General features: G+C 36.8%; 8 protein-coding genes and 1 tRNA gene. 5 read left to right on the top strand and 4 right to left on the bottom strand.

Features of this window, described 5'->3' with window-relative positions; translation table 11 throughout:
* The first annotated feature begins 34 nt into the window (after positions 1-34).
* The 4 genes from AC27H3_RS11680 to AC27H3_RS11665 are packed head-to-tail and all read left to right on the top strand — an operon-like array spanning position 35 to position 5,112.
* Positions 35-1,627: an XrtA system polysaccharide chain length determinant gene (locus tag AC27H3_RS11680; protein ID WP_487106412.1), complete on the top strand. Its 1,593-nt coding sequence runs from the start codon at positions 35-37 to the stop codon at positions 1,625-1,627.
* 3 nt (positions 1,628-1,630) lie between these two features.
* The gene (locus AC27H3_RS11675; RefSeq protein WP_487106410.1) at positions 1,631-2,485 is read left to right on the top strand and encodes an XrtA-associated tyrosine autokinase; all 855 of its coding nucleotides are present in this window, start codon (positions 1,631-1,633) and stop codon (positions 2,483-2,485) included.
* Positions 2,454-4,076, top strand: coding sequence for a TIGR03016 family PEP-CTERM system-associated outer membrane protein (locus tag AC27H3_RS11670; RefSeq protein WP_487106409.1), 1,623 nt, complete (start codon positions 2,454-2,456; stop codon positions 4,074-4,076). The genes AC27H3_RS11675 and AC27H3_RS11670 overlap by 32 nt, the downstream gene beginning before the upstream one ends.
* A 4-nt stretch (positions 4,077-4,080) precedes the next feature.
* Positions 4,081-5,112, top strand: coding sequence for an XrtA/PEP-CTERM system-associated ATPase (locus AC27H3_RS11665; protein ID WP_487106407.1), 1,032 nt, complete (start codon positions 4,081-4,083; stop codon positions 5,110-5,112).
* A 642-nt stretch (positions 5,113-5,754) separates the two neighbouring features.
* Here the strand turns inward: AC27H3_RS11665 and prsR are convergent.
* From prsR to AC27H3_RS11645, 4 genes are read right to left on the bottom strand one after another with little or no spacing between them, the layout of a single operon-like run.
* Positions 5,755-7,104: a PEP-CTERM-box response regulator transcription factor gene (gene prsR, locus AC27H3_RS11660; RefSeq protein WP_487106405.1), complete on the bottom strand. Its 1,350-nt coding sequence runs from the start codon at positions 7,102-7,104 to the stop codon at positions 5,755-5,757.
* A gap of 13 nt (positions 7,105-7,117) precedes the next feature.
* The gene (prsK, locus tag AC27H3_RS11655) at positions 7,118-9,175 is read right to left on the bottom strand and encodes an XrtA/PEP-CTERM system histidine kinase PrsK (protein ID WP_487106403.1); all 2,058 of its coding nucleotides are present in this window, start codon (positions 9,173-9,175) and stop codon (positions 7,118-7,120) included.
* A gap of 3 nt (positions 9,176-9,178) precedes the next feature.
* Entirely contained in the window at positions 9,179-12,223 is a 3,045-nt protein-coding gene (locus AC27H3_RS11650) for an efflux RND transporter permease subunit (protein WP_487106401.1), read from the bottom strand.
* Positions 12,224-12,228: 5 nt separating this feature from the next.
* Positions 12,229-13,179, bottom strand: a complete 951-nt coding sequence (locus AC27H3_RS11645; protein WP_487106400.1) for an efflux RND transporter periplasmic adaptor subunit — start codon at positions 13,177-13,179, stop codon at positions 12,229-12,231.
* Positions 13,180-13,643: 464 nt separating this feature from the next.
* Here AC27H3_RS11645 and AC27H3_RS11640 point away from each other — a divergent pair.
* Positions 13,644-13,720: transfer RNA gene (locus AC27H3_RS11640), tRNA-Arg, on the top strand.
* The last annotated feature ends 228 nt before the right edge of the window (positions 13,721-13,948 follow it).

The following is a 13,948-nucleotide window of genomic DNA, read 5'->3' as shown; positions in this document are numbered from 1 at the left end:
CAATAGATTTATTTACCTGTTTTAGAGGTCAGGAATGCAAGAAATTATAGAACAAATTGTCGATTACCTTAAAGGTATTTGGCTTAAACGTCGCTTTATTATCATATCAACATGGTTAATATGCCCTTTTGCTTGGGTTTTTATTTCTCAACTCGATAATGTTTATGAGTCTGAAGCTCGTGTATATGCTGATACTCAATCTATTCTCGGTCCGCTACTTAAAGGTTTAACTGTAAATACAGATCCTGAAGTGCAAATACGTTTAATGATAAAAACGTTGTTAAGTCGTCCGAATTTAGAACGCATTACCCGTATGACAGATCTTGATGTTCAAGCTAACACTCCAGCAGCTTATGAAGAACTAATAGATGACTTAAAAACTAATATTATTATTAAGAAAACCGGTGGTCGTAATGAAAATATCTTTACTATAACTTACCGAGATAAAGATCCTGAAATGGCCAAAAACGTGGTTAATTCTGCACTTACTGTATTTATCGAAAATACCTTAGGCGAAAATCGTAGTGATTCTAATACCGCACAAAAGTTCTTAACAACTCAGATTAAGGATTATGAAAACCGTTTATTAGCTGCAGAATCTCGACTAACTGATTTTAAACAAAAGTACAGCGGCGTATTACCTGACCAATATGGTGGCTTTTATCAAAAATTAAATATAGTTAAAGAGCAGCTAAAAATAACTGAATTGAACTTACTTGAACAAGAAACGCAATTAAAATCAGCGAAGTCACAATTGAATTCTTCTCCGTCAAGTAATGATAATGCTCAAAATAACATTATGAATTCGAACAGTATTCAAACGACGTATGACGACAGAATTTCGGAATTAGAAGCTAACCTCGATTCACTTCAGTTACGATATACTGAAATGCATCCTGATGTTAAAGAAGTTAAACGTCGGTTAGAACATTTAAACGCTCAGCGAACTAAAGAAATTGATGAGTATTTGAATGCAACTAATAACGGTGATAACAATAAGCTTGCTACTAGTCAAAACCCTGTTATTCAACAATTGCAAATTCAAGTCAACCAATTAGAAAACGCTGTTGCTTCAACTAATGTTCGCGCAAAGGATTATCGCCAACAAGTTAAAGAGCTTGAAAGTAAAATTCATATTTTGCCAGAAATAGAAGCTGAATTAACCTCATTAAACCGTGGCTATGAAATAACAAAAGATAAATATGAAGAATTATTGAATCGTCAGGAAACAGCTCAATTAGCACAACAAGCTGATGAAACAACCAATCCGATTCAATTTAGAGTGATTGATCCACCCAGAGCTCCTACTGAACCTGCAGGGCCAAAACGTATTTTGTTTTTACTTGGCTCTACAATTTTTGCTTTTGGTGTAGGTGTTGGCTTGTCATTATTATTTAGCCAAATTAACCCTGTGGTTACTTCTAGTAGCCAAGTGTCTAAACTTACTGGTATTCCTGTATTCGGTATTGTGTCTGCCACTGAGAACTTAGGTTTACAACGTTGGCACAAAAGAAAAACCCTGATATTTATTATTTCTAATAGTGTGCTATTAATCGTATTGGCATTTTTTATACTTTATGCCATTGCTCCTAATGCTTTATTAGCGCCGATCAGAGGGATTTTATAACTTATGAGTATCATAGAAAAAGCGCTAGCTAAGCAACAACAAAAAAGTCATGACGATTCAGAGAAAGTTGAACAACAGCCAATTCCTCATGAAAAGGTTGCTGTCGAAGCAACTAATGTAGAGAAAAAAGATACGTTAGCACTTGATAAAGTAAGCTTAGCTGAGCGTGGCTATTTAATCGATAACGGTACCCGCAAAAGTATTAAAGACGAATTTAGACAAATTAAACGTAAGCTTCTTAATAATGCTTTTGGTAATGCCTCAAAAACTTTACACCACAGTAATTTAATTATGGTGAGTAGCGCAAAGCCTAATGAAGGTAAAACTTTCGTTGCGATTAACCTAGCGTTAAGTATTGCACTTGAGCAAGATAAAACCGTGTTACTTATTGATGCCGACGTACTTCGCCCAAGTGTAGTTCGCGAGTTAGGTGTTGAAGACAGTCCTGGCCTTATTGAATACTTACTGGGTAAATCTGAAAAAGTTAGCGATATAATTTATAACACCGATATCGATAAACTAAAATTAATCCCCGCGGGTAAGCCGCATCATTTGTCTAACGAGTTGTTAGCCAGTGAGAAAATGGCAACACTAGCGAATGAATTGGCGAATAGATACCCTGATCGTATTGTTATTTTTGATTGCCCGCCATTAATAGGTGTGACCGAAACATTGGTACTAGCGAGTTTAATGGGGCAAGGCGTTATTGTTGTTGAAGAATCTAAAAGTTCTATTGCTGATATTCAAACAGCAACTCGACATCTCAATGAAGATTTAGCACTAGGTCTAGTATTAAATAAAGCAATAAGATCTCATAAGGATTTGTATGGCTATTACGGCTATGGGTATGGCGCATAAAACTAAGCTTAGTGCTGTTTGTATTGCATTAATTTGCTCTAAACTTGCTGTTGCAGGTGAGTGGCAGTTTGATCCTAGTATTATTGTCGATGAAACATACTCTGATAATGTTGGCTTAACCACTAATAATGAACAATCTAGCTTGGTAACCCAAGTTGGATTAAACATTGAATCTACATATAAAGCACAACAGGCAGAATTTAATTTTTCATCAGAAAGTATTTATGCTTTATATAGTCATGATCATGATCTTGATAGCGACTATCAAACCTTATCGAGTGATTTAAGAGTTCAACTTTGGCCTAATGGTATTGTCGTTTATGGTGGCGTCGATATTGCTAATCAATCACGAAATGGCAGCCGAAATGCATTAGCCGATATTGTTTCAGCTGATACAGTGCAAGTAGAAACTTACAGCGGTGGTCTTGAATACAACATCGATAATAGTGACTTTATTGTAAACTCTTCGATTGGTTATCGAGAAACTAATTCAGAAGACAATATTGGAAATCAAAAAGGAATAAACAGCAGAATTACCAGCACAAATGGCACTGGCGCTCGCCATGTTTTTTGGGAAGTTGAACATGATTACCAAGATTTAGAAAATAATAATCAAAAAGGTAAACAAAGCCAAAGTGAAGTTAAAATTGGTTGGATAACAGGCTATGGCCTTAATCCTTTTCTACGATATTATGATGAAGACAATAGTGGCGATATTAATAACAGTAATCGCTCTATTGAGTCGAACTCATACGGCTTAGGTGCTCGTTGGTTAATTACACCGCGTTTAGCGTTAAATGTTTCTTATAATCAGCCTATTGGTGATAACCTAGATTTAGATGGCGACGAACAAGAAGCTTATGTTAATGCTTCAGTGCAATGGCAACCTTCACCACGAACTAAACTTACCGCTAATATTTCTGAACGCTTTTATGGCACCAGTTATGGTTTAGATTTTACTCATAGAAATAAACGCTTAACTAACTCAATTAGTTATGTAGAAGATGTACAAACTTTCACCCGTAATAATTTTGCAGCAAACCTCGTTGGGTTTTATTTTTGTCCTTCAAGTAATATAACATCCGTAGCTGATTGTATTATTAAAGATGAGGGCAGTATATTTCCTGATAACCCTAATGAACCTGACAACCCTGGGTTTCAATTATTCCCTATTCAAGACTTTACTTTGGTTGAAGACAACGTTTTTTCTTTAAATAAAACCTTAAATTGGAGTTCTGTTTTAGCATTACCTAGAACAACAATTAGCTTTACCGCGAGCCATCAAAATAGAGAAAATTTAGAATCCTTTAATGAGGATGAACGAAGTGCTTCCAGCTTAAATGTAAGCAGAAAAGTCAGTGGTCGTTCGAGTATCAGTTTTGATTTATCTTATACCGAAACTAATTTGCAAATAGATACAGAGTTTGAGCGTATCGACAGATATAGACGTTACGAAATCAGTTATCAGAAATCATTAAATAGCGCCTTGTCTTTTGATTTATCGTTAAGCTACTTAAACAGAGCTTCTGATAATGCATTATTCAATTACGAAGAAGGTCGCGTTAGCGCCAAAGTAACCAAAGGTTTTTAGCAGTATGTATGAAAATTACTATGGTTTTAAAGAAAGACCGTTCCAGTTAAGTCCAGATCCACGATTTTTTTTCGCTTCTAGCCATCATCAACGCGCTTTGTCTTACCTACAATATGGTTTAGATCAAGGCGAAGGCTTTATTGTGGTAACTGGGCCAATTGGCACAGGAAAAACGACAATAGCCCGCAATTTATTAAATAACTTAGCGGATAAAAGCATTGTTGCCGCGCAACTTGTAACCACTAAACTTAATCCTCAAGAATTACTCGAGTTAGTGGTGTCAGAGTTTAACATTTCTGTTGAAGGCAACAGTAAAGCCGACTTACTACAAGGTATAGAGAAGTTTCTTATTCAGTTACATCAACAAGGTAAGCGTGCATTATTAATTGTTGATGAAGCACAAAATCTACCTGGTGAGACCGTTGAAGAGTTGCGTATGTTATCTAACTTTCAATTAGATAATAAACCTTTGATCCAGAGCTTTTTACTCGGACAGGAAGAGCTTAAAGGTATTATACAAGCGCCAAATATGGAGCAATTTCGTCAACGAATTATCGCCTCTGCGCATTTAAAACCTTTATCTAAAGAAGAAGTTAAAAAGTATATTAACCATAGGCTACATCAAGCGGGCTGTAATAAAGAAGATTTATTTTCTGATGCTGCATTTGATCTTATTCATGAGAAAACATTAGGTGTGCCACGTAAGATTAATATTTTTGTTGATCGGCTACTCTTGTTTGGCTTTTTAGAAGAGCTAAACAGTATAAATTCGGCTGCGATCAATGAAGTAGCACAAGAGATGGAAGTTGAGTTAACCGGTTCTTTAAATGCCGCAGAATTAACCAGCACTGAACCAAATCAAGTTGTGGTAAATTCTGCTGAAAAAGTTGAGAGCATTAAAGAAGTATTACGAGAAGTAGAAGAAATATTAGAAAGTAATATTAAGCAGAAAATTAAAATGGCACGTTATGTTGATAAGATGCTTAAACATAAAAGTCGCATTTACACTGATACAGACGATAAAAGCGAAAAATAACACCTAACCTGCTTGTATCCCTGCTTTTAGTGGGGATTACCTTGATAATTTTATTTGCATAAGCACTGCGTATGTCATTAACGCTTGTTTGAGCGCTGACAGACTAAAGTCCGACCTACACGTTAGATTAGTATTGTTAGGACTTATGTAGGTTGGACTTTAGTCCATCATGTTAAATAACCTGAACTCTGGATAAGCAGCACTTGCTCAATGCTCCCTTTTAAGCCATTTTCAGCGTTAAAACGTCGATAAATAGCGCGCTATTCATAAACGTTTTGCCTTGGAAATGGCATAAAATGAAGCATTGATAATATCTATTCGTGATGTTCACCTGGCTATAGCATTTACTTTATTACCTAAGCTTTTGGTTCACTTGAGTTTCAAGCACTCATTATCCAGAGTTCAGGTTAAATACCATGTCAGCCTGTTTCTCGCGATAAATCCTCTGCAGTAATATTCAGCTAAAGAGAAAGTACACCTGCGCTTTGTAATAATTTATTGTTGATCGCTGGCGGACTGACGGACTAAAGTCCGAGCTACAACTGATTGCTATTCGCTTGATTTATTTCTAAACCTCTTAAACTAAAAAACCGCCTTACGACGGTTATTTTTAGCTTTTTACTCGAATTTTCAAACTAAACACTAAGCGTTAATTTTTAATTCGTATTTTTCTATTAATGAATATAACGTTGGTCGAGTTACCCCTAACAAGTCAGCGGCTTTCGACATATTGCCTTCAGAAATAGCATAGGCTTTTTGTATCGCAATTGACTCAGCTTGTTCGCGCACAGTACGCAAGTTTAGCGAAAGTTCGAAACTCTTATCCTGATTTTCAAAAAAACCTAAATCTATCGCAGTAACTTGTGTACCTGTGGTCATAATTACCGAGCTTTTCACTTTATTTTGTAACTCACGTATATTACCCGGCCATTTATGTGCTTTAATCGCGCTTAAGGCATCTTCAGAGAAGCTTTTAACATTACGCTTATACTCAACCGCATAATGTTGAAGAAAGTACTGTGAAAGGATGATGACGTCTTCATCACGATCTCTAAGCGGCGGAATGTTTAACGTTATTTCACTGACTCGATAGAATAAATCTTCACGAAAGGTTTTATCAGCAACCATTTGTTCAAGGTTTTGGTTAGTTGCACAAACTACACGAACATCTACAGCAATCTCTTGTCTGCCACCTAAGCGTTCAATGCTTTTTTCTTGAAGAAAACGTAACAGTTTAGCTTGTAAGCTGTAAGGCATGTCCCCTATTTCGTCGAGGAATAATGTACCGCCTTCTGCACATTCTATTTTCCCTTTAGTTGCTCTGTGTGCTCCTGTGAAAGCACCTTTTTCAAAGCCAAATAATTCACTTTCTAAAAGCGTTTCAGGAATAGAGGCACAGTTAATCGCAATGAAAGGTTTATTTTTTCGGTCACTAGCTAAATGTACGGCATTAGCGGTTACTTCTTTACCAGTACCACTTTCGCCCAATAATAAAGCAGTAATTGCCGTTGGTGCAATGCGCTTAACCATCATACGTAAACGTTCAATGCTTTCGCTATTACCAATAATACCAATGTCATTTCCACCAACTGCACGCATTTTGCGGTTTTCTTCTTCAATGGCAGCAACACTAAACGCCCTAGCGACGATGACATTAATAACGTCAGTTTCAATTGGCTTTTGATAAAAATCGTAAGCGCCAGCAGAAATCGCTGCAAGGGCATTGGTACGGTCATCATTACCTGTTATTACAATGACTTTAGTATGTGGGGCAATAGTTAAGATTTCTTGTAATGCCGCAAGGCCTTCAGAGGCATTTGCTTCGTCTGGTGGCAAGCCTAAATCTAATGTAACCACTTTTGGCTCATAGCGCCTAACAGCAGCAACTGCACTTTCACGATCCGCCGCGAGTACAGCATCATAATCAGATAAGCTCCATTTTAATTGTTTTTGGATACCTTTATCGTCATCTACTATTAACAACTTTTCCATGCTACTTGGATCCTTAGTGTAAATTTTGGCCGTTTATCGCGCCTATTGTTCTTTTTGGTACATCAATGGTAAACATTGTGCCTTTTTTAGGCGTGCTTGTAACTTTTATAATACCAGCCATGTTTTCAAAAAATTGTTTAGCTTCAAATACCCCAATGCCCATACCGGCATTTCCTTTGGTGGTATCAAAAGGTCTAAACAATCTATTCTTAATAAATTCTTCGCTCATACCGCAACCATTATCTTCAATGATAATTCTGATAACTCGCTGTTTCTCAACAATTGATACTTTTATCCAACCATCACTTTCTGTAGCTTCTTGAGCATTTTGTATTAAGTGATGTATAACCGAATGAAATGATTCGTTATCAATAAAAGTGGAACAATCACCTTGCTGTTCAAACTGCACTACAGGTAAGCTTAAGTTGCTTTGTTCAACCACTTTTTTGATAGTTAATGCGATATCTGTTTGACTATTCGACGATTGCTCTACTTGTTTTTTCCGTAATTGTGATAAAACCTTTTCTAGACGTTGTGTCGCTGATTCTACCGTTTCAAATACGTCATCAATAAATTCAGGATTATTTCGGTGTTTTTCAGCATTTGCTGTTATTAACGCTAATTGCGCTTGAACATTTTTTAGATCATGTACCAAAAATGCTGACATGCGATTGAAGGCATCGAATTGTTTCGATTCACTTAACTTGTCTGTGGCTTCGTACAAAGATACGAAGTTGCCTAATTGTTTAGAAATCGCAAATAATAAATCTCTATCTTCCCAGTTTAAGCGTTTTAGCTCTTGTTCATTGGCGAGGAGAAACAAACCATAAAATGCTTTGCCAATAAATATTGGCACTATTATTTGAATTTTTTTAGCTCGTAATAACGCAATATTCAATGTCAAATCAGGATAAAGTAAAGGAGATTTTTCATATTCGTTTACGTCAACAATCCAGCCTTGTTGATGACAAAATAAGCCAACCTCTAAAAGGTGTTCTTCGAGTTCGTCGTTAATTTCTATGCCATGACTATACTGTAACTGATAATGCTGATTAGAGAATTTTTTAATTATTGCACCACAAGACGCTTCAACCTTAGACTGCATAATTTGCGTAGCCATTTGATAATGACTTGCACCACTTGTGGTTTCAATTTTCTCAATTAAGTTTAGCCACTCGTCACGATACTCATACTTATTGGCAAAAAAGTTTTTCGCAATAAAAACTTTTACACGGCGCCTTAAAGATTCGGTGATCAGTAAAGCCACTAGCACAATACCACTCAGCACTAAAAACCCGAGACTGACTAAGTCACCCCACTCTCCACCAATAAAGTTGATGATATATCCGGCAAAAGACATTAACAATAAGTAAGCGCCGGCTATCATTAACATTGAGCTATAGAAGACAACATTACGAGAAACAAAAATACGGACTTCGCCATTTTTAATTCGACGAATACTAATTAATAGCAGTGGTGTTACCAGAAAAGCTAAATAACCACGACTAAACCAAAAATTAAAATCAATGCCATCAACCATGGTGGCTTGCGCATAAATAACAAAGTCAAAAATAGCAACACTGGCCAATGCTACAACCAACGGCCAAATAGCCCAACGCACCTGCAAGTCAGCATTACGATATAGCTGCTCGAGCAATACCAACACCCATAAGTTTAAAATAATGAATAGTAAGAATATATATTCATACGCATAACCTAACCAATAGCTGGCGAGCCAAGAGCCCACCATGAGTACAGACCAAATGCCGATATATTGTCGAACATAATAGTTGCTCACCAATGCTTTTAGGTTTCGGTGCTCGGTATTGCACAAAATAATGAGTAACGACCAACAAGCAATTTTAAATCCGTCTGCAAGCATTGCCCATTGAAGACTGAATCCAAGCTTAATTTGTAATGCTGCAATTAAGTTACTGCTTAAAGTAACTAAAGTACAAATTAATACTGCACGAGCAACCAAGCTATAATTACGCGCGGCAATAATGAGCAGTGCAAATAATGTATAAACACCTACTGCAAGTGAAAAACCAATTAAGCCGTAAAAATCCATGATTTATTCTTTTATTATTTGAGGTTCATCTGTTTTTGTAAATAGCTCGGTGAGTATTGGCACAATAATAAAACTCGCTATCGCCGAAACACACAGTCCTGAAATTATAACTACGCCTAATGGTTGCCATAAACTACCACCAAAAAGTGTTAACGGTAATAAACCACCAATGGTAGTGATCGTGGTTAGTAGTATTGGGGTAAATCGCGTTGAGCTGGCCAATAAAATAGCTTCTTTTTTAGCTAAACCCGTCGACAAGTTTCTATTGGTCGTATCAATCAAAATAATGGCATTATTAACTACAATACCAAATAAACTAATTAAACCAATAAAGGCCATCATAGAAAATGATAAATTCGTGATGTACAAGCCTAGAATTGCACCTGTCATAGCAAAAGGTATCGAAGTAAAAATAATTAATGGCTGCAAAAATGACTTAAATTGTAAAACTAAAATAGCAAATATACCGATTGCCGTGATCAACATAATTTGAGATAAACCTGCAAAAGACTCTTGTCGAGACTCTTCTTCACCACCTAATATGTAATACATGCCTGCTGGTAATGTGTAGTTATCTAAATAGTTAACTACTTCGCTGGTAATCTCTTGCACCGAATAACCTTGGGCGGCATCAGCAGATACTCTAGCCATCCGTAACTTTTGATAATGAAAAAAGTCTGTTCGGCCTTTTTGTAATTTAATCTCTACAAATTGCCCTAATGGAATGTTTTCACCTTGCTGATTAACGATGGTGATGTCAGAAAGGCCTGATAAATCACTTTTAGGTCTGCGAACTAATATTGGATAGTTTTCCCCGTTGGCATCGTTAAATTGCCCAATAAAGGTGCCTGATAACGCAGTTTGAATTGCATTGTCTAATTGGTTGATATCAATACCTGATAAAGCCGCTTTATCATAATCAATTGCTAAGGCTAATTCCGTATTAGCAATACCAATTGGGTTATCTAAATTAATAGCGCCTGGTATTGAAGCTATTTTACGCTGTAAATCACTGGCTACATTTTCAAGATCTGACAATGACTCGCTGATTAACCTTACGGTAATTGGCTGATCAGTTACTGGCCCTTGGGTGAACTCTTTCACGGTAACTTTTGCTTGTTGCCATGTTGAAAACTCTTTTCGCAATGACGCAACTAGCTTATTAACTTCTTGCTCGTCATATTCTTTTAGAACCAATAGTACTTGCCCGTAGCTCGATACACCACGTTTTGGAATCTCATTGTAGTAAATACGAGGATTAGAGTTACCCACATTAAGGGCAATTTTTTCTACATAAGGCTGAGTTTTAATAAAGCCAGTCATTGATTGCATAACATCGTTGGTATAATCCAGAGATGAATTTGCTGGTGTTTCTACATCAATTAACAGCATAGACTTCTCAGCTTTTGGAAATAAGCTCACGCCTACCTGTCCAAAGAGAGACGCCATAGCGAATAAAGCAATAAAGGCAACTACAAGCATAATGAGCTTTATGTTCATTAAGCGGCTTAACCCTTGCACATAATATTGCTCAGCAAAGCCATTAGCATAGTGTTGTAGGGTTTTAAATTTACTCGGCTTTTTACTGAAAAACTTACTCGCAAGCAATGGTGTTAGTGTTAAGGCGATTAATAAAGAAGCCAATAAAACTAACACTACGGTAACAGGCATAGAGCGAACAAAATCTCCCGTATCACTTGCCAACATCAGCATAGGTAAAAAAGCTAACATTGTCGTCACTGTGCCACTGGTAATTGCCCAACCGACTTTACTGGTGCCCGCTGCTGCTGCATCAGCCAGAGATGCGGTATTTTTCTTTTCTCGATGAATGCTCTCAGTGACTACAATGGCATTATCTACTAATAAACCTAGCGCGATAATTAAACCTACAATAGACATTTGCTGCAAGCCAAAGCCTGCGAAGTCTAACCAACCAATCGCCACTAGAAAAGATAAAGGAATAGCAACAATAACAACAACGGCTTCACGCACACCTAAAAAAATCAATGACATAATCCCAACAAGCACTAGGCCTTGCCATAAATTATCGAAGAAGCCATTCACTCGGTTTTCTACACCATCAGATTGTTTAAAAAGTGTGTCTATTTTTATGTTATCGGGTAGCGTTTGTTTAAACGCTGAAATTTCAGACTCTATTGCCTGCGTCAATGCAAATATATTCGTGTTCGTTCTTTGTTCAGCCGTTAAAAATATTACCGGTTTCTCATCGTAGTAGGCTAAGTAGTTTGCTTCTCTATTTGAAAAGGTAACATGCGCAACATCTTTTAACCGAATAACGCCAGTGTTGTCAGAATAAACTACCGTATTATTAAGTTCATCAATATGTTGATAATTGCCGCTAGTTTTAACATTAAAACGGCGAGTACTTGCATCAACAAAGCCTGGCGTTATATTTACAGCCCGCTTTTGGAGTACATTGTTGATTGAGGCAATACTAATACCGTAGTGCTTAAGCATGGCAAGATTTAAGTCAACCGCGACTACTTGTGTTGGGTATCCCCAAATATCGGCTTTTTTTACCGCCTCAATTGCCTCAAGGCGCTTTTCGAGCTGCTTGGCATGAAACTCCATGCTTTTGTAATCTGTTGTTTCACTCCACAAGGCTAATTGGATAATAGCAACGCTGGTAGGTGTTGCTTTCAATACTAATACGTCTTGTACACCTTCAGGTAACGAGGGTTTTACTGTTGAAACGGCTTGCTTTACTTCATTGTAAGCTGCATTTGGGTCACTACCATATAAAAAGGTAACTTCGATGCGCGCACCACCATTTTTAATTTGCGACTCAACTTTTTTGATCCCTTCAATTTCTGCGAATTCTTCTTCGAGAGGGTCAACGACTAATGTTTCAATATCGGTAGGAGATGCACCAGGATAAATAATTTCAAGTAAGGTGATCGGAATATCAAACTGAGGATCTTCAGAACGTGGCATTTGAAAATATGACACTATGCCAACCAGCACTAAAAGTACAACTATTGTAAAAGTAAACTGAGCATTTTTAATTGCAATGCGAGGGAGTTGCATAACGACTATTTCCCTACTTCAGAATAATTTTGCCAACCTGTAGTCATTATCTTTAATGACTCGTCATTACGATTGGCTTTTACGTATACATAATCGTTGTCTATTTGAAAAATTTCAAAGCTATATTGTTTGAAGTCTGAACTCTGCTCTGTTTGTGCAATCACAATTGCTTTACCTACTTCGTCCACAGCAACCAGTGCAGATATTGGTAATTTGTAGACAAACATATTACTTTCAAAAGCTATGGTGGCAGCAGCCAATTGCCCAGCAATCATCCCCGCAGATATTTTTATTTTCGGTAATAATATCTCTATTGTGAATAGGTTGCCGTTGCTACCAGCCATTGCTGGTATTTTACTAATTACGCCTTCAACGATACCGACATGGCTGAGTGAAACACTCGCTTTTTGACCTAATTGAATTTGAGCAATTTCTTGTCCAGTTAAAGCTACTTTTACAACCCATTCGAGTTTAGCTATTTTTAATGCTGTTTGTCCTGGACTCTGTAATTCACCAAGCTCAGTAGTACGTGACAACACTACACCAGAAAAGGGCGCATATATTTGTGCCTTTTCTAAACTGTAACTTGAAAGCTGATAGGCTGCTCGTAATACTTCAACTTCTGTTTTTGCTGTGTCTAAATCACGCTCAGAACTTAGTTTGGCACCCATAAGCTTACTTAAACGTTTTACCTCACGCTTAGCTTGTACTAATTTTGCATAGTTTGAGTTTTTTTGTTCTTTTAATTCAGTTACATCAAGTGAGGCTAATAATTGCCCTTTGGTAAATTGATCGCCCTCATCTACTTTTAGTAATTCTAAGTAGCCAGTACTTTTAAATGAAAGCGCTAAAGTGCGCTTATAATCAAGCTTGCCTGTACGTTGTATTGTGTCATTGTACAACTCTGCACTAATAACTTCTGTATCAAATGATTGCGCTGCTAAAGGAGTAATCATAGATATGAATAGAAAGGTAAAAACAATCGAGAGATATTTCATAGTCAAGTGTTTGCTTATAGGGTATTGAGATAAGAGATATTATAGCCTTTACTTTAGGCATCTTCATGATGAAAGTACATCTTTTTCCCTCATTCTGTTAACAATTTAATTAACAAACAAGTATATTCTCACGATGAATGCGTAGGTTAACTACCGTCTTTCGATCACGACTGCTATCAACTGCAGTATTCGAGGTTCTTATCAACGAAGTTATATATGTCGACACAAATTAACATATTCCCTAGACATAATCGGCGTTAAACTATAGTATTTGCCGCGCTTGAATCTTTACACTATTTGTTGTTCATTTAGAACTTAGTGTTATATAAATTAAGCCATGACACATTCTAGTATTCACCTGCAGCTAATAGTACAGGGAACACTGATTTTTATTATTGAATAATAGTGCCTTAACATATTAACCACCCGTAGCTCAGCTGGATAGAGTACACGCCTCCGAAGCGTGCGGTCACAGGTTCAAATCCTGTCGGGTGGGCCACTTTCCTCAAACGATATTATTTTATTTATAGCGAGACTAGTTTTTCTATTTTTAACTCTGCCTAAAAGTCGTAAGCTATTTGATGGGATTATTCAGAAGATCATTATTTTAATTGAACATTTATACTTAACATCTTTATAAGCATAAATTATTGATAGAAACTTGATGTAAAAGAAAGGTAAAACAGAGGAAATCTTCCATGATTAACACTCCCTGTTTTTATTCATC

Source organism: Colwellia sp. NW0002-52-1 (genome assembly GCF_057550865.1).
The sequence above is the reverse complement of the archived record's forward strand: the minus strand, read 5'-3'. Positions and strand labels throughout refer to the sequence as shown.